Origin of the sequence: Alteribacter keqinensis, assembly GCF_003710255.1 — a bacterium.
Lineage (GTDB): Bacteria > Bacillota > Bacilli > Bacillales > Salisediminibacteriaceae > Alteribacter > Alteribacter keqinensis.
Genome location: NZ_RHIB01000002.1, coordinates 463,405 through 480,871, shown reverse-complemented (window position 1 = coordinate 480,871; position 17,467 = coordinate 463,405). Strand labels below are relative to the sequence as shown.

At 47.3% G+C, this 17,467-nt stretch carries 20 protein-coding genes; 15 read left to right on the top strand and 5 right to left on the bottom strand.

From position 1 onward, the window contains the following. Window positions 1-27: 27 nt before the first annotated feature. Both EBO34_RS13755 and EBO34_RS13745 read left to right on the top strand, forming a co-directional pair. Complete coding sequence (locus EBO34_RS13755; RefSeq protein ID WP_346725803.1) at window positions 28-1,650, top strand: glutathione ABC transporter substrate-binding protein; 1,623 nt, start codon at window positions 28-30, stop codon at window positions 1,648-1,650. Between the two features lie 282 nt (window positions 1,651-1,932). Further along, window positions 1,933-2,922 (top strand): nuclease-related domain-containing protein, encoded by a 990-nt coding sequence (locus EBO34_RS13745; protein WP_122899500.1) that lies wholly within the window; start codon window positions 1,933-1,935, stop codon window positions 2,920-2,922. 173 nt (window positions 2,923-3,095) lie between these two features. On the opposite strand, the gene EBO34_RS13740 is transcribed toward EBO34_RS13745, so the two are convergent. Beyond that, entirely contained in the window at window positions 3,096-3,638 is a 543-nt protein-coding gene (locus tag EBO34_RS13740) for a MerR family transcriptional regulator (protein WP_122899498.1), read from the bottom strand. Between the two features lie 251 nt (window positions 3,639-3,889). Here EBO34_RS13740 and EBO34_RS13735 point away from each other — a divergent pair, with 251 nt between their 5' ends. From EBO34_RS13735 to EBO34_RS13675, 13 genes are all read left to right on the top strand, one after another. After that, window positions 3,890-4,405, top strand: coding sequence for a YtxH domain-containing protein (locus EBO34_RS13735; protein WP_122899496.1), 516 nt, complete (start codon window positions 3,890-3,892; stop codon window positions 4,403-4,405). 127 nt (window positions 4,406-4,532) lie between these two features. Continuing rightward, a complete protein-coding gene (locus tag EBO34_RS13730) occupies window positions 4,533-5,072 on the top strand; it encodes a hypothetical protein (protein WP_122899494.1) in 540 nt (179 codons plus the stop codon). Window positions 5,073-5,087: 15 nt separating this feature from the next. Next, window positions 5,088-5,351: a gas vesicle structural protein GvpA gene (gvpA, locus tag EBO34_RS13725; protein WP_122899492.1), complete on the top strand. Its 264-nt coding sequence runs from the start codon at window positions 5,088-5,090 to the stop codon at window positions 5,349-5,351. Window positions 5,352-5,439: 88 nt separating this feature from the next. Then, window positions 5,440-5,712: a gas vesicle protein GvpO gene (locus EBO34_RS13720; RefSeq protein WP_122899490.1), complete on the top strand. Its 273-nt coding sequence runs from the start codon at window positions 5,440-5,442 to the stop codon at window positions 5,710-5,712. Window positions 5,713-5,718: 6 nt separating this feature from the next. Further along, a complete protein-coding gene (gene gvpN / locus EBO34_RS13715) occupies window positions 5,719-7,053 on the top strand; it encodes a gas vesicle protein GvpN (protein WP_249414099.1) in 1,335 nt (444 codons plus the stop codon). A 15-nt stretch (window positions 7,054-7,068) separates the two neighbouring features. Beyond that, the gene (locus EBO34_RS13710) at window positions 7,069-7,824 is read left to right on the top strand and encodes a GvpL/GvpF family gas vesicle protein (RefSeq protein ID WP_122899488.1); all 756 of its coding nucleotides are present in this window, start codon (window positions 7,069-7,071) and stop codon (window positions 7,822-7,824) included. Then, window positions 7,821-8,084, top strand: coding sequence for a gas vesicle protein GvpG (locus EBO34_RS13705; protein WP_122899486.1), 264 nt, complete (start codon window positions 7,821-7,823; stop codon window positions 8,082-8,084). Before EBO34_RS13710 ends, EBO34_RS13705 begins: the two co-directional genes overlap by 4 nt. A gap of 4 nt (window positions 8,085-8,088) precedes the next feature. After that, the gene (locus EBO34_RS13700; protein WP_122899484.1) at window positions 8,089-8,922 is read left to right on the top strand and encodes a GvpL/GvpF family gas vesicle protein; all 834 of its coding nucleotides are present in this window, start codon (window positions 8,089-8,091) and stop codon (window positions 8,920-8,922) included. A gap of 71 nt (window positions 8,923-8,993) precedes the next feature. Beyond that, the gene (locus EBO34_RS13695; RefSeq protein WP_249414098.1) at window positions 8,994-9,209 is read left to right on the top strand and encodes a gas vesicle protein; all 216 of its coding nucleotides are present in this window, start codon (window positions 8,994-8,996) and stop codon (window positions 9,207-9,209) included. Beyond that, the gene (locus EBO34_RS13690) at window positions 9,202-9,504 is read left to right on the top strand and encodes a gas vesicle protein K (RefSeq protein ID WP_122899480.1); all 303 of its coding nucleotides are present in this window, start codon (window positions 9,202-9,204) and stop codon (window positions 9,502-9,504) included. The genes EBO34_RS13695 and EBO34_RS13690 overlap by 8 nt, the downstream gene beginning before the upstream one ends. A 39-nt stretch (window positions 9,505-9,543) precedes the next feature. After that, window positions 9,544-9,852, top strand: coding sequence for a gas vesicle protein (locus EBO34_RS13685; RefSeq protein ID WP_122900106.1), 309 nt, complete (start codon window positions 9,544-9,546; stop codon window positions 9,850-9,852). Between the two features lie 16 nt (window positions 9,853-9,868). Next, window positions 9,869-10,072: a hypothetical protein gene (locus tag EBO34_RS13680; protein WP_122899478.1), complete on the top strand. Its 204-nt coding sequence runs from the start codon at window positions 9,869-9,871 to the stop codon at window positions 10,070-10,072. 1,278 nt (window positions 10,073-11,350) lie between these two features. Further along, window positions 11,351-11,863: a VanZ family protein gene (locus tag EBO34_RS13675; protein WP_122899477.1), complete on the top strand. Its 513-nt coding sequence runs from the start codon at window positions 11,351-11,353 to the stop codon at window positions 11,861-11,863. 16 nt (window positions 11,864-11,879) lie between these two features. Here the strand turns inward: EBO34_RS13675 and EBO34_RS13670 are convergent, their stop codons facing one another. From EBO34_RS13670 to pgsB, 4 genes are read right to left on the bottom strand one after another with little or no spacing between them, the layout of a single operon-like run. After that, window positions 11,880-13,769: a gamma-glutamyltransferase family protein gene (locus EBO34_RS13670; RefSeq protein WP_122899475.1), complete on the bottom strand. Its 1,890-nt coding sequence runs from the start codon at window positions 13,767-13,769 to the stop codon at window positions 11,880-11,882. Further along, window positions 13,766-15,133 carry a CapA family protein gene (locus tag EBO34_RS13665; protein WP_122899473.1) on the bottom strand — a complete coding sequence of 456 codons (1,368 nt, stop codon included), beginning with the start codon at window positions 15,131-15,133 and terminating at the stop codon, window positions 13,766-13,768. Before EBO34_RS13665 ends, EBO34_RS13670 begins: the two co-directional genes overlap by 4 nt. 15 nt (window positions 15,134-15,148) lie before the next feature. Further along, window positions 15,149-15,601: a poly-gamma-glutamate biosynthesis protein PgsC gene (gene pgsC / locus EBO34_RS13660; protein WP_122899471.1), complete on the bottom strand. Its 453-nt coding sequence runs from the start codon at window positions 15,599-15,601 to the stop codon at window positions 15,149-15,151. 39 nt (window positions 15,602-15,640) lie between these two features. Then, on the bottom strand, window positions 15,641-16,969 hold the full coding sequence (gene pgsB / locus EBO34_RS13655; RefSeq protein ID WP_122899469.1) for a poly-gamma-glutamate synthase PgsB: 1,329 nt from the start codon (window positions 16,967-16,969) through the stop codon (window positions 15,641-15,643). Window positions 16,970-17,467: the final 498 nt, after the last annotated feature.

Sequence of the window (17,467 nt, the reverse complement as noted above, 5' to 3'; positions counted from 1 at the left end):
TAAAAATTTTACAAGGGGGTAACAATTTTGAAGAAAAGTAAATGGTTTAAATCCATTGCAATTCCTGCAGTCATGGCAGTTGCGCTTGTTGGTTGTGCAAGTGAGCCGGACGAAGGCGGAGACACTGGTACAGACGGCGGTGACGGTGGCGCAGACAACGGGGAAGAAGCAGAAGGTGAAGAAGGCGGCAACCTCGTCATCGCACTCGGTGCAGACATCGTTGCTTTGGATCCACACGGGTCTAACGACGTTCCTTCAAGTAACGTTCAGACAAATATCTATGAAACTCTTCTTACTCAAAGCGAGGACATGGAGCTTGAGCCGCTTCTTGCTACAGACTGGGAAGCCGTTGAAGACGACCTTTGGGAATTCGAACTTCGTGAAGACGTAACATTCCACGATGGAAGCGAATTCAACGCTGAAGTTGTAAAAGCAAACTTCGACCGTGTACTCGATCCTGAAGTCGCATCACCACGTCAGTTCCTATTTGAAATGATTGAAGAAGTTATCATTGTCGATGACTACACTGTTCAATTTAAAACAGAATATCCATTCGCTCCACTTCCATCCCACCTTGCCCACACAGGCGGAAGCATGATCAGTAAGGATGCAATCGATGCTGATTATGAAGCAATGGAAGACGGCGAAAGCCCGGGAAGTGTACTTAACAGCGAGCCGGCTGGTACAGGATTCTTCAAATTCGAATCCAGGGACACAGGTAACGAAGTTGTTCTTGCCAAAAACGAAGACTACTGGGGTGAAAACGCAAAAGTTGACCAGGTTACTTTCCGTGTAATCAGTGAGCCAAGTACCCGTGTAGGTAACCTTGAAACTGGCGATATCCACATTTCCTATCCGGTTGAGCCAAACAACAAATCCCGTGTTGAAGCGATGGACATCGCTGACGTATACGAGCAGCGAAGTTTGAGCACAGCTTACGTTGGATTTAACAACGACAAAGAGCCATTCGACGATCCAAAAGTACGTCAGGCCCTTACAATGGCAATCGACAAGAGTGCCATCATCGACGGTATCCTTGAAGGTAACGCAACTGAAGCGATCGCTCCAATCAACGACCAGGTATTCGGTTTCAGTGACAGCGTGGACGAGCTTGGATATGATCCTGAGCGCGCGAAAGAGCTTCTTGCTGAAGCAGGTTACGAAGACGGATTCGAAACGACAATCTGGACAAACGAAAGCGCTGAGCGTGAAGACATCGCGATCATCGTTCAGGACCAGCTTTCTGAAATCGGCGTAGACGTATCCATCGAAGTTCTTGAGTGGGGTGCTTACCTCGACAACACAGCAAACGGTCAGCACGACATGTTCATCCTTGGATGGGTTACTGTAACAGGTGACGCAGACTACGGTATGTTCCCACTGTTCCACTCTTCACAAAAAGGAGCAGCAGGTAACCGTACATTCACTGACAACGCTGAGCTCGACGACGTTCTTGACCAGGCCCGCAGAGAAACTGACGACGCAACTCGTGAGGACCTCTACGAGCAAGCTCTTGAAATCCTTGTAGAAGACGCGCCAATGCTGTCTCTATACCACACAACTTACCTTGTAGGTGTAAACAAAGACGTTCAAGGCTTCTGGAAGCATCCAAACGGCCTTTACATGCTGCAGGATGTAACGATTAACTAATAGGATGTTTTAAATAAAGAGGCACCCTCCCGCTCGGTTTGCGGGAGGGTGTTTTTTGTGCTTTTCGTATGCGTGGAGCGGGGGAGTATTGGTGCTAACCTGTTTAAAGGGGCGTGGAACCTGTTTAAAGCGGGCCCTAACCTGTTTAAAGGAGCGCACAACCTGTTTAATGAGGGTCCCAACCTGTTTAAAGCCACCCCAAACCTGTTTAATTCACCCAGAAGAAGGAAACCTCACTACTTTTGTCGAACGTAAGTTCCTATAACAGAAAGGAAGGTGCCCATGATAAGAAAGCCCCGCAAACCTACCCTCGAACTAGCCACTTTAGAAGCAACCGCTCCCCGATTCCCGATCACACATCCGAATTACTCTAATTTTATGAGAGATCTAGGCATGATCAAGTCCGGCTATAAAGGAGAACAGTCAGTAGACTATTACTTGCGAAACATCGCAACTTCACCAACATCCCACCTGTACCATAACCTCAGAATGTATTCCAACTTATCCCCTTTTCAATTAGACACCCTTCTCGTAACACCGAATTATTTATTAATTATGGAAATCAAGAACTGGGGCGGTGAAACCCTCGAGTTTATTGGTGAGACCCACCAAGTAAAACAAACGTTTTATGATGGAAGAAAAGAAATGCACGATGACCCGATTTTACAAGTCAAAGCGCAAAGAAACAGCCTTCTAAATTGGTTAACAATAAACGGATATCCAAACATGACGGTAGAATATTGCGTCATTATGGCCAACAAAAACCCTGAGATGATCTTTAAAAGGTTTAAGGAAAGCGATCGCGTCATAAGAAGCACATACGTAGATTTCTTTGTAGTGGAAAGTGACGCGAAGCACTTGAAGAATAAACGAACGACCAAAGAAATGATGTCTTTAGATGAAGTACTGCTGCAGAGCCACCGTGAAAGACAATGTGATGTGTTGGTAAAATATAACCTTGACCAGAATCATCTGATTTCAGGCATCATCTGCATGGATTGCCCGTCGCCAACCTCCTTGTATCGGGCAAAACGAAGCTGGGCATGCCCAAAATGCGGCTATCAAACAAATAACAAAACACTGTTGATAGACGCTTTGGTTGACTATTCATACATTGTTTCTCCAACGATCACACATGGTGGATTCAAAGATTTTTTTCATATTAAGGAGTCCCGGAAAGCAAGTACCTTATTATCCAACCTGGATTTAATCGGTGAGGGGAAGGGAAGAGGGCGGAAGTATTTTTTGGAGTATTTAAGAAACGGGGGCTAACCTGTTTAAAGGGGGAGCTAACCTGTTTAAATGAGCACCTAACACGTTTAATGCACCACCTAACCTGTTTAAAACCACCCACAACCTGTTTAAACGACCGCACCTACCACCCCCCAAAACCTCCACCCAACAAAAAACCGGGGCTGCACCCGCCGCCCCGACTCTCTCTCACTCTACTCCTTCTCCGCCAGCACTTCCTTCAACTTTTCCTCAAACCGGCGGTCCGTGTACAATTCCACAAATTTATCACGCTTTTCGTTATCTTCCACCTTCAGGAACAACCGCCCGCGCTTCATCCGCGTCTCCTTAGGAAGGCCCTCCCACTCACGAAGCGATTCTTCCCGAAGCGCCCGCTCGACCTCGCGCCGCAGCACCGCATCTTTCACGCGATCCTGCTCAGCCGAGGAAGCCAGCTCTTCCATTAACTCCGCACGCAATGCCTCCATATCAACGGCCCCGCCGCCAGACGGAAACGGCCGCAACTCATAATTTTCATTTAGCTCCTGAAAAATCTCCTCAAGAGACTTGTTCTCCTCGCGCTTTTCCTTAATCACCCGCGCGATCTCCATGTCAAACTCATCATAAATCCGCTCTTCATCCGCCCGGTTCACATAATGAAGCTGCTTTTCCTCCAGCTTGCGGAACCAGTTGTCCACCGTACTTGCATGTTTGTCCAATTCCTTTGCAAACTCACCTATTTTCCAAAATTCCACCATGAAAGAGTCACCCCTAATCCGAATTTTCCTGCTACATTATCTTTCTTGCTACGTACGCTATTTCCCTCTTTCATAAAACTCAAATCATTTTAATAGGAAAGAAACCGTCTTTTTTAATGGTAAATCATGGTGCCGTAGCTAAATAAACCACAACTTTTACCTACTTTATAACCATTTCCTAACAAAACAGTTTTGGCGATTCACAAAAGGGTATAGCTCGTAAGGAAACCAATTTCAAGGAGGAATTCAACATGTCTACAGAAGAACAGCATACAAACGACTCAAATGAGCCGCAAGTAAATGAACAGCAAAAAGGTGGAAGCAAAAAAACATTCATTACAGGAGCTCTTGTGGGAGCAGCCATCGGTTCTGCGGCTGCAATCCTTACTACACCTAAAAGTGGGAAAGATCTTCGTGGCGAAATCGCAACAGGCTACGAAAGCACAACCCAAAAAAGTAAGGACACGCTTCAGGGACTGAAAGAGTCGTCCACTGAATCTGTGAGCAAACTTAAAGAAAAAGTAGGAAACTGGCGTACCGAGAAGCAGGAAGAAATTGCCGGAAGTCTGAGAGATTCAGCAGAAAAAGTTGCTGCCACTCTTGAAGATGATACTTCTGAAGAAACTGACGAAGAATCCGAAGACCAGTCTGACGAGGAAACGGAAGAAGAAACAGAAGAAACAGAAGAAACAGAAGAAGAAACTGATTCTGAAGAAGAGTCCGAAGAAGAGGAAGAAGACGGCTCTGACGACAACAAAAAAGAGTAAACAAACCATGAAAAAAAAAGATGGTGCGAAGGCACCCTCTTTTTTAATACGTAAAAAAGACCGTTTCATGAAAGAAAGATCGGGAATTAATTCAAACAGATCCTTTTATTAGAAAGGGGAGGCTGCGATGGATAAAAATACGAGTCAATCTTCAGGTACAAAGACAGCACTTATCGCCGGCGGGATCACCGTCCTGGCCGGAAGCCTTGCGTTACTGAACAAGAATGCCCGATCCAAAGTGGTGGGTACCTTCAAGAAGGCCGGAAAAGAAACCAAAGAAGAAGCCAAGGAACAAGCAAAAGACTTCGCAGACGATCATCCAAAAGCCAAAAATGCAGCTGCAGCAACCTATATAGGAAAAAAATTCTACAATCTTTTTGAAAAAGTCCGAACTGCTAAAGAGAAAGTCAAAGACAACGTTGAAGAAGCAGGGGAAAAGCTGAAAGAAACCGGTGAAGAAGCCCAGGAGAACCTTAAGGTAGCGAAGCGCCGCATTAAATCAAAAGGCGAAGACGCAAAAGAGGAAATTAAAGACAATGAGCTCACCGGCGGCAGCGATTCCGGCAGCGACAGTGACGGAATCAAGAAGCCCAGTGACATTAAGAAGCCGTCCGACTTGAAAAAAGTGACGGAAATTAAAAGCGCTGAAAATATAAAAAAACCGTAGAGGAGAGTGCATGAAATGGCTATTCAAAAAAGTACGGATTCATCCAGTCTGGCAGAAGTGATTGACCGAATTTTAGATAAAGGGGTCGTTATCGACCTGTATGCACGTGTTTCACTTGTAGGAATCGAGCTTATTACGATTGAAGCCCGCGTTGTTATCGCAAGTGTGGACACTTGGCTTCGATACGCTGAAGCAGTCGGACTGCTTCGCGACGAAGTGCAGGGTGAATTAGACGGAGCAGAAGAAGGAGAAGGCAGCAACAGGCTGAACTTTGCCTAACCGGTAAAGGGAAGCTGGCATATGGCCAACCATATGCCAGGTTCTCTTTTCGGTGTTCAAAACAACAGATCAAAGGGTGTGTAAACCTATGAAACTAGAAGAAGTTATCAATACAGTAAAAGACTTTTTTACAGAACACGTCTACCCTGTTTACCGAATCACCTCCATCGTCACGGAAGAAAAGGCGTGGGAAGTGGAAGTGGAAGTGATCGAGGAGAAGGAATACATGAAAAAATACGGGCGCGACCAGCTACTCGGCGTTTATCAGGCCCGGGTCAATGAAGACATGGACGTGGTGTCCTTCCACCGTAAAAGCCTTCGATACCGTGCAGAAAGAATCGAAGAAAGCGAAGGGAGGTAGTCGATCATGGTCTTAAAAAAGCTCATGAATAAAGACTCCGAAGATGAAAAAGACCAGAAATCAAACGGTGACAAACAAAAGAAACAACAATCAAACGACGACAAACAAAATCAATCAAACACATCATCAAAAAAACAGTCTTCCAGTAAAAAACAAACGAAATCGGATCAATCCAATACCAAAGAGAAAAAGTCTCAAAGCAGCAGTAAATCCAGCGAAAACAAATCTGAAAAAAAATCAGATGACACGAAGCAGTCCAAAGAATCCCAATCAAGCAGCAAATCAGACGACAAATCTTCAAACGATAAAGCCAAAAGTGATTCGAATAAGCAGTCTTCAAAAGAGAACGGAAAGCAATCAAAACAGCAGTCATCCAAGGGCAAAAGCGACAAAAAACCTTCCAAAACCAAGGATGAGTCGTCTTCAAAAGAGAAAACAGACGACACATCGAGCCGGTCAAAACAGAACATTGACCTGGACAACTTTGTTGTCACGTCGGAAATTGAAGACTTAGTCGAGCGTTCAAAACAGTATTTAAAAGCTCGCTATCCGGTTCATTTCACAGGCCCTGCAGGTGTCGGGAAAACGTCACTTGCTCTTTACCTTGCAAGCCAGTATGAGCAGCCTGTTTTGTTCCTCCAGGGAAATCACGAAATGAACAATGTGGATCTTATCGGAGGCGCGAATGGTTTTTCTTCATCGAAGACTGTAGATAACTTTATCCGGTCTGTTTATAAACATGAAGAACGGGTGAATGAAAATTGGCATGAAGGTCACCTCGTGAAGGCAGTTAAAAACGGTTATACAGTTATTTATGATGAGTTTACCCGCTCGAAACCCGAGACGAATAACCTTCTACTTTCGTTGCTTGAAGAAGGGATCCTTCCGCTATATGGAACTAAGCAAAAAGATGCGTTTGTCCGGGCACACCCGAACTTTAAGATAATTTTCACGAGCAACCCCGAGGAGTATGCAGGGGTTTATCAGTCGCAGGATGCGCTGAGGGACCGGCTCATCACCCTTGAGTTGAACCGTGGATCGACAGAGACGGAGATCAAGATGGTTCAGGAGAGGACCGGGATTGAAGAGGACGAAGCGAAAGTGATTGTCCAGCTCGTTGAGAATATCCGAAAGCTCTGCGAAAAAGAAGAAGTCCAGGGGCCAAGCTTCCGGGGCAGTGTGATGATTGGCGAGATTGCCAGACAGAACGACATCGAAATCAAGGCGGATAACGATGATTTCATTTCGCTGTGTAAAGACGTGCTCGGTGCGTCAGTTGGCAGATGCTTAGGGAAAAAAGAAGCGAAGAAAAAGATCGCAGATGAACTGAAAAAGCTGTAAAAGGAGAGAGCGTACATGAGTAAAGAGGGAGTTTACATGTTTGGCGCGATTGAAACAGAGGAAGCGCAAACCTTTGAAAAAGTGAAACTGGCAGGTGAGCACCGCCGTGTGTATACGATCCCTTACAAAGGCCTGTCCATGGTTGTTACCAATGCCCCGGTGCAGATTTATGAGCCGAGCAGGCAGAATCTGAAAGCCCATCAGGATACGGTGGCTGCGGTAATGAAGCAGTTCACGATCATTCCCATGAGTTTCGGAAACGTACTCGAGTCGGAAAAAGACGTGAAGATCCTTCTGACCAAGCTCTCACCCCAGTTTAATGAAATCTTTCCCCGTATCAGAGGGAAGATGGAAGTCGGTCTTAAGCTGATCGGGAAAAAAGAGTGGATTGAAAATTCGGCGCAGAACGAACCGGCAATGAAAAAGCTGCAGACGAACGTAAAGGGGAAAAATGCTGAGGCAGGGTACTACGACCGGATTAAGCTAGGTGAAGCAGCCCGTAATTTTATGACAAAACTTCAGATGACCTTTGATGACCAGGTGTTTCAGCCTCTGGCGGAAGTGGCTGATGCGGCTAAAAACAATGAAGCGATCAGTGAGCGGATGCTTATAAATGCGGCCTTTTTGATTGATAAGGAAAAAGAAGCAGAGTTTGATGCCCTGGTAAACGAGTTTCACGAAGAGTGGGGCGACCGGGTTGATTTTAAATATACAGGCCCGTGGCCGGCGTACAACTTCATCAATCTGAAAATCAAAGCAGATGCGTCATGATCTTCAAACTTTTCACCTGGCCCATTGATACGCTCGTAATGGTCGGTAAAAAGGTCAAAGAAGAAGTGGACAAAGAATTGTACGATCTTGAACACATCCAGCAGAAGCTGATTCATCTGCAGATGATGCTTGAGATGGAAGAAATCTCTGAGGAAGCGTACGAAAAGCAGGAAGAAGAACTGCTGGAGCGATACAGAATAGCAAAAACACTTGAGCAGGAACGACTGAGGGAAAGTGTGGAAGAGAACGAAGGAAGGTGAATCGATGGAAACGAATATTGCAACGGACCAACTACTGTACTTGTATGCCTTTATACCAACTGACGAACAAGACGATACACCCGATATGCCGGGCATCGATCCTGACACCCAGGTGGAGTACGTATCGCATGGCGATATAACATCCGTCGTCTGCCGTGTGAAAAAAGATGAGTTTAATGAAGACCAACTGAAGAAAAACGTGGAGAATATGAAATGGCTTCAGGATAAAGCCTTTCACCACCACGAAATGATGAACCGTCTTCATCAGACCTTTACCATTATACCGCTGAAGTTTGGAACGATCTACGAGACCATGGAAAGCCTTGAGTCGATTGTAAATACTCACAGGGAGCGTATTGTTGAACTGTTCTCGGAGCTTTCGGATAAAGAAGAGTGGAACGTGAAGGTTTATGCGGATAAAGAGAAGTTCACCCGGAGTGTTCTTGAAAACAGCCCGGAAATTGAACGAAAGAAGCAGGAGATTGAATCCCTGTCCAAAGGAAAGCAGTTTTTTGAGCGTCGCAAGCTTGACCAGTTTGTTGAAAAACAGGCGGAGAAAGAGGTCGATGAAGAGTGCGGTCTGCTGCACGAAAAGCTCAAAGAGATTTCTTCTAAGGCCGAAGTGAAAAAGAACTGGAATCAAAAAGTCACCGGCCGCACAGAAGAGATGTGCTGGAACAGTGCGTACCTCATTGACAGAAGCGATATGGATCGCCTGACCGGGATCATGGAAGAAGCGAAGAAAGAAGCGGATGAAAAAGAGAGCGGGCTTGACTTTGCTGTCACGGGACCGTGGCCTGCGTATCATTTCTCTAGTTTTACAGAAGCCGGAGAGTAGAGTGAAGCGATGATTACACGATTAAATCAGAGATGCCGTATCGTACAGAAAGACCGAATGAGGTGGATGCTGTGAGGAGAGAAAGCCTTGAAAGAGATGACGTATCGCTGCTCGATATACTCGATGCGGTTCTGGATAAAGGCGTTGTGCTCAGAGGGGATATCACCATATCGATAGCCGATATAGACCTGGTATACCTTGATTTGCGTATTCTTCTGACGTCTGTGGAGACATTGATTGAAAGCCAGAATAAAGAGCCTGTGAAAGGAGAGGAAACAGTTGAGTAAAGCAGAACTTTTTGCCCCGGAAAACAAGCCCACAGGGCGTATATCCCTTGATCCGGAAAAAGCGGAGGAAGGTTTGTCCCAGCTCGTTCTTACGGTTATTGAACTGCTCAGACAGCTTGTGGAGAGACAGGCGATGCGCCGGGTCGACAGCGGCAATCTGACGGACGAGCAGATTGAGCAGCTGGGTGTTGCGCTTATGAACCTGGAAGAGAAGATGGAAGAAATGAAAGAGATTTTCGGCCTGGACGATGAGGACTTGAATATCAATCTCGGACCCCTTGGTAACCTGCTTTAGCACGAACACATAAAATAGGAGTGAGTGAACATGGAACCGATGAAGACCCCGAACAATTCAAACAGCCTTGTAGACGTACTTGAAACGGTTCTCGATAAAGGTGTGGTCATCGCGGGAGATATTAAAATCAACCTGGCTGACGTAGAACTGCTGACAATAAAAATCCGTCTCCTGATCGCTTCCGTGGATAAAGCTAAGGAAATCGGCATGGACTGGTGGGAGAACGACCCACACTATTCTTCGAAGGCGTCGAAGCTCCAGGAAGAGAATGATTACCTGAAAGGCCAGCTTGAGGATTTAGAGAAAAAAGTACAGCAAATCTCCTCACGGGAAGAAAGTAAAACCTGAAACTGAGGTGATGTTAATGGGAAAAAAGGACTTTTTTAAGGATTTGGAGAGACTGCTTAAAGATCTGGAAACGTCGGACCATTCGACGGTGGTCCGGTCTGAAGAGCGGCGGCTGGGTGATAAAAAGAAGGGGCCGGTTCTCCGAACGGACTATTCGATCCGGGGCCAGGTGGGGATTCCACAGCCGGGCAGAGATAGAAAGCCGAAACCAGATGAATAATTCGGGAAATCAGGGCAGAGGATGCACTGGTTTCTTTTTTTATTAAATGAGTATATCTTCACGTCAGTTTATCTGAGCTCCGCTGAACGCCATCCGCTCGCTTTCCGCGACGGTGCCGGCGAGCCTCCGCGGGCTTTGCCCTGCGGGGTCTCGCCTGGCCCCCACTGTCGCAGGAGTCTCGCTGCTGGCGTTCAGCTGCGCATGATACAAGAAGTATTTAACCTGCGTGCCCTTTGCTTTCCATAACTATGCCGGCGAGCTTCCATACTTGCCAGGAAGGTACTGAAAAAATTAATTTGTACTTTTTTCAGTGGCATCGGCCAGGGGTCTTGGACATTATTACAGCCTCTTCTTAATTATTATAGCTGTGTTAAAGAGCGATGTTGATTTTTAGAAAAGAGTTGATTGCATCGAATGCGCGAGACTCCTGCGGGAGGAGGTGGCAGGGTGAGACCCCGGAGCACGAGAAGGCTCACCGGCGCCCCCCGGAAAGTGCAATGAGCGGAAATCAACACGTAACTCTTCTGAGAAAATAGACTTTTCTTCAGTGGCTTCGCTTAGCTTATTTAGATCCTCCACCATTTCCGCAACGGCATTCTTTCAGCCTCCTCTTAATATTGAATTCCCATTGAAGACAAAATAATTTAAGCAGGTCCTCAATAGTGTTATTAGATCCCTTAGCCATGAAGTTTAGGTATGATGCTCCATATCAAAGCAAATGAGGTAAATATAACGGGAGTGTCCTGCGCCTTCAGTGGAGGCGCAGGATATCTATTATTAGATAATGGCTTACAGACAGGGCCTGGAATGTATTAGGCTGGGATTTTAAGAAAGTAATCAGCTATCTTTCGTTCGAACAATTCGGTGACATAGCGAATGAAATATACGCAGACTCCTGCGGGAGGTAAAGCTAAGGTGCGACCCCGCAACGAAGTGAGGAGGGTAACCCGCTTTCCGCGGAAAGCGAAGTATATTTCAGGAGCGGGTTACTTGCATCGCATTTTAGTTGTTCGTATATTCCCGGAATGGTGTAATAACTTCCTTCATTATTTCCTCAGACCCCACTGAGGTGCTCTCATTACAATTTCCCTGTAAAATCCCGCTGTTTCCCCACGCTTTGCAACTTAAGCAAACGTTTATTTAATCTGCGCAATTGCTCGATTTCCCGGGAAATTGACTCGAATGAACACAGAAATTGTCCAGGCTCTCCCAAAAGGCCCAAAATGTAACGTATAATAAACATCTATTCGTTAATACACTAATTCAGGTGATAAAGAGATGAATCAAAAAGAAACCAATACATTACTCAGTCATATCGTACCGCTTCTTGGGTGGGTTGCTGTGATTCAATATGCTTCCTCCCAGTCGTATGAAGAGCAGAACGTTACTCCGATACTCGGAAACATAAACCTGGCGTGGGTGGAGTCAGCCTTTGGCTGGGTGAGCTTCACTTACGGAACGAGCGTGGTGAGTCTCGAGACGAGTTCCACCGAGCAGTTTGTGGAGTTTTTCATCAGAAAAGGTGCTCATGTTTTTGTTTATTTTGTGCTGGCGGTACTGGTGTACAGGGTGGTGCGGTTGTGGCTTGGAGACCGTGTCCCCGAAGCGGCTGTCATAGCAATTCTGTGTACAACGCTTTATGCGGCTTATGATGAGGTGCGTCATTATTTTCACCCGAACCGAAGCGGAATGGTGGAGGATGTACTTCTGGATATGGCCGGCGGGGCTGTCGGGGTGCTGTGCTGGATCCTGTTAACTGAACGAAGAAAAAAGCGGCAGGCCTATGAGTAGGCTCTGCCGCTTTCGTTTATTCGTCAAGTTCATCTTCGTCTGCGCCTTGTTCTTCCTGTGTTCCTTCGTGTGTGCCGAGCTGCCATGCACCGTTACGGCGCGGGTCCCCGCCGCCGAAGATGCGCTGGACGTGACCGGCGTCGCTGTATTCAAGGCCGATTCCCTGGATTCCTCCATAGTAAAGCGGAGAGGATTCCTGTCTTAAGTCATAGCCGAAGTCTTCAAAGAAGATCCGGCGCATGTCATCATCCATGCTGCGTTCATAGTTGACGAGGTTGCCTTCCGTGTAGAAGCGGGGTCTGGAGATCGCTTCCTGAAGGGTGAACGGCTCGCCTGTGTCTTCATTTACACCATAGGTATATTCCATGATTGTCTGGAACAGCATGGCCGGAATTCGCCGTCCGCCTGGTGTACCGAGTCCTAGCTCTGCCTGGCCGTGCTCGCCTTCCAAAATGACGGGAGAGACGAACGTACGCGGACGTTTGCCCGGAGCGTAGCTGTTCGGTGACTCGTCACGGGGGCTGAAGTTGTTCAGCTGATTATTCAAAAACATTCCTTTCACGTAGCGCCCTGATCCGAAGAACTCACCAAGGGAGTGGGTGGCAGAGACCATCATGCCGTCCTGATCCACAATAACAAAGTGAGTCGTGTGCCGGGAGTCATTAATTTCAGCCGGTGAGTCATATTGCTCGTTGTAGGAAATACGGTCAACGTTGATGCCGGACTGCTCTTCATTTCCATCAATCAGTGACTGCGTATAGGCCGGCTCTGTAAAGGCGTTTGTGTCAATCTCCGGGTTGAACTGCGGGTCTCCCACAGTCTCAAGCCGGTCCCCGTAGGCGGCTTTGGTCACTTCACTCATCAGGTGAACGTATACGGGATACCATTCATCCTCGTTGACCAGGTGTCCGAGTTTCATGTTCGGATCAAGGTCAAGACCGTCAAAGCCTTCAATGGCACTGAGGGTCTCATAGACATCGAGCTGGTCAGCCATCTGAAGCATTTGAATCAATGTGGTGGATGCTGATGGTGACGCGGTTCCATAAATGCGGCGGTTTTCAAACTCGCCGGAGACCGGCTCGCTTTCGTATACGTCATAGTTGAGCAGGTCTTCGTGAGTAAACGAAGTGGCGTTCACGAGGGCATCGGCAACTTCACCTTCGTAAAAGCCTGCCGCACCTGATGCCTGAATTTTTTTCATTGTTTCTGCCAGGGCAGGCTGCTGGAGAGTTTCATACCGCTCGATGGCGAGGCCGCCCGGATAGAAGTATTCACGGTTTTGCTCGTCCATATCGATGTAGCGGGTCGCGCTGTCGATACGGTTGGTCAGAATCTGATCCACAAGGACGCCATCTTCCGCATACTCGATGGCATCTTCAAGGAGTGCTTCCCAGCTTGTTTCTTCTTCTCCGGACCAGTATTCTTCGTGAAGAAGCTCCATACCTTTTACAAGACCGGGAACGGCGACGCCACGTTCAGGCCATGCACCGCTGGATGCTGCTGCTTCACGGTAGTCGAAGCTTCGTACGCCTTGATCGGGGTCGTGAACGAGCATCATACCCCCGCCGCCGATTCCTGATCCGTAGGGTTCCACAACGCCTAATACGAAGCTGACAGCGATGGCTGCTTCGGCGGCATTACCGCCGTTTTCAACAACTCTGTTACCGGCGCGCACAGCGAGGGGGTGAACGGCACTCGTCCCAAAGACATATCCCTCCTGTTCCTGTGCGGCTTCTTCATCCGCCGGGGCTTCTGAGGTCAGTTCAAGTGTATCTTCATTTTCTTCGACCTCATCGGAGTATGGTTCTTGTGTTTGTCTGATAATATCCTGAAAACTGATCTCCCAGGCCACAAGTCCAATGAAGATGACAAGGGCAAGGATGTTTGTTATTCGTAATGCGCTCATTGGACAAGTTCCCCTCTTTCAAAAATGCCTGCAGCGTCCAGATCAATAATCAGCCGGCTGTTGTCCACCCGCCAGAGATCATCGTCAAGACTGGCGCGGAGGGTACGGAAGATCCGGTAGTCGCGGTATCCCTTAAACAGTCCCTGTGTTTCTCTTGGGGCAGAGTCAAGAACGTTCATTGGAATAAAGGAAAGCTCGCTGCTTCCGTCATCGAGCAGGTCAAGCTGGGCTAAGACCGATTCTTTTGTCCGGGTCCATCCCTGGTCAAAGACAAAGTTACCCAGGCTGTACATGACGAGGGTGTTATTTCGGTAGCGCTGTCCGTCTTCCTCAATGGTTCCCTGAATAATTTCCACGTCTTCAAGGACGTGGGAGTGGTGGCCGATCACGACGTCAGCTCCGTTATTGGACATGAAACGTGCCAGGTTTTCCTGGTGATCGGTACGGTTGCGGTAGATCTGGTACTCTTCGCCCCAGTGGATATGAACCATGACGATATCTGCATTGGCCCTTGCCTCCCTGAGGCGTCTGCTGAGAAGTTCAGTTCCGGCCTGTCCGGTCCCGGTCACGTTTGACGTGATAAATACACCTGGTGAATGACCGGCGGCAAACTGCTGGTAAAACACATCGGTAATCCCAATCATGGCAATCGTTGTATCCTCATCAAGGTCGTGATAGGAAATCCGGGCTGCATCGAGCTCTTCATTTTCAATGTCTTCGTCCTGAGTGGAAGAAGGGGTTTCCTGGGCTGGTTCTTCTTCGAACCATTCCTCTTCTTCCTCCTCCTGACCGAATTCCTGCGGATCACCAAGACGGTGGCCGATGCCGACCATCTCGATACCGCTGCCTTTCATATGACGTACCGTCTCCTGAAAGGAAAGCTCACGGTAGTCCATCGTATGATTGTTTGCAAGGCTCACAGAGTCAAAGCCGGCGCTTACGAGAGCATCGACGGCGCTAACAGGTGCGTATAAATGAATTTCTTTATGAAACTCAAAGTCTTCGATCATGTTTTTAGTTTCCTCTTCGTGGTCGGCGATGATCGGACTTTCAAGGTTTCCGGTTACATAATCCGATTCTTGAAAGTATGGAGTCACGTAACGGAACACGCGATCCATTCCTTCCCCGCTCTGCTCTGCTGCGTCCTGGACGTGGCGTCCCATCATAATATCACCGACCATGGAGATACGGTGCTCTACATTATCGGGGCGGGTATCCTCCGGGATGGGGGCTCCGTTCCAGATCGGCTGAGTAAGAATAATTGTAAGAACAATGGCTAAAGCAATAAGAGAGTGGGGGAGTGCTTTCTTTTCATGCCTTTGCGTCCAAGCTCGCATTCTATCTTTCAGGTTTTGTTTTTTCATAGATTAGATCCCTCTCTAGAACAAGTGATAGATTGTGATAAAGACAAAGGTTAAAAAGGAGATAACAAGAGTAGAGCTGAATGTCGGGATAACTCCCTGCTTATGAATGGTATTGGCAATCAGTCCCGGGACGATAACACCGATACCCCTCAGCTCAAAGTTCTCGAAGGGGACAAGTGGCCCGTAAAAGTTGTCAAAGGACATTTTCAAAAGCACTCCGATGGCAAGCATGGCGGCGAACTTTCTTCTGCCGTACATGACGGTGATCCGCCCGATCACCTGGGTGACGATTAAAAAGGTAAGCAAGCTTAAGAATGCGACGGCAACAACCGCCATTAAATGGTCGAAAATCAACGCAACATAGCCGGGCACGATAAGCCCGGCTGGCATGATACCTGTTTTTTCTACGTAAATGAGACTGAGTATAATTCCTAAAACGATAGCGATATAGAGATCTGTACCGAACACGGTGGCGACAACTCCTTCATATTTTACTGAGTCTGTGAATTATTTAAGCGGTGATTGTGCTGCTTTTATTTTCTGGTCGATGATCCCGGAAGAGACAGGCTCTTTTTTCTCCTTGGAGCATTGTCGTGCAGCCAATCTGTCCTCACTGAGAACCGTAACTTCGTCTGTTTTGTAATCTTCGAGAGACACTTCTTTGATTTTTCTCTCTTCGATCGCCTCGGCAAGTTCTTCCCCGCGGCCTTTAATGTTTCCAATTCCGTAAAGAACACTGTCGCCCGGCAGTTTTTCAAGCTCAGCCATTATGGCTTCCACTGATTTTTTCTCCAGGTTAATAAGGTTCTCATAAGGAAGCTTTCCTTCATTGTGGGCCTGAACGATCGGACTTGTTCCGCGGCCGATAAGCACGAGTGTGTCCGCATCCAGGTGTGGAAGGACGTGATCAATAAACTGAAGGGTACGGTCCATCCGGTCGTCACGGCAGTTCATCACAATCGTACGGTGATTCATCGGATAGTCGAGATCTTTTACCCGGTCCCAAATGCTCAGGGTTGAGGTAGCATCATTGGCTGCAAAGCCGTTAAAGAAGTATTTCGGCGCCTTTTCTTCTCCAAACCGGTGGACTCTCATGGCACCCGGGTCCACAGGTGCGTTCAGCATTCCTGCAAAAGCCACATCCCGGTCAATACCGAGGATGTCGGATACAGCAAGGGCGAGAGCGGCGTTCTGAGGAAAGATCATAAACGAAAACTTCTTTAAGTAGTCTTCGTCGATTTCACTCTCGCGTGCTACGATCACTTCTGAATTTTTCCTCTTCGCAGCCTGCTCGAAAAAGCGCTGGTACGTTGTTTCAGGAATAACCACATAGCCGTTTTCAGGGATGGTGGAGCTGAACGCCCGGGCGATATCATCCACGGTCGGGCCCATCACATCCAGGTGGTCCTCCATAATATTGGTAATAACCGTAATGTTGGCTTTCACAAGCTGAGCCTGAAACACCTTCTGGTACTCGGGGTTGACGGCCATACATTCGGATACAAAGGCATCGGCTCCCCGTTTTACCACTTTACGGGCCATATGTTTCTGTTCACTGATATTTGGTCCCTGAAGGCCCCGGACAATCGGTTCCTCCTCTTCCTGGTCCCAGTAAAACATGCGTGCAGACGTCCCCGTTGTTTTTCCGACAACGCGGTCGCCGTTTTCTTTCATTATTCCCATGATCAGGCGGGTGACGGTGGATTTACCCCGGATCCCGTTTATAAGAACACGGGTTGGGATTTGATCTATTTTCTTTGAAAGCGTCACACGTTCGTAGATTCCGCCTGCAAGTAACAATGCTGCAAAAATGAACAGATACGTCAATTCGCTCATTCGGTCTAGTCCTCCATTCATAGTGCCTCTGCTTCATAGTTGTAAAGGAAGAAGAGGTTGGCTGATATTACAGTTTTCGGTGATATTTGTCAGATAAGAGGGGTATGTGTAAAAGTTCATCTATTTCGACAATGCCTATAACTCCTATACCCAAAAGGTTGTATTTAAAATCATCATTTAGAAAACATATTTTGGGCGTTCCAATACTTTAAGACGATGTTTTATTGACTATGTTACCTGGTACCATTCAATTGAGCCTATAGACACAGGGAATAACCAGATAAGTAGAATCAGAGGAAGATCATTCCATCACCTGGCACGAACCGCTTTTTTTTTCGCAAGGTTTCTAGAGCAGGAAGAATGCTGTATCCTTCATTTAAACTTCGTTGACCGTAATGCGCTCCCTTTCCGCGGCGATTTGGGAGCTTCCTCATTCTCTGGAGATCCTCCTTGAGCCTTCAAATTCCGGGTTTCCTGATTTGAGGGCACTACTTTGTC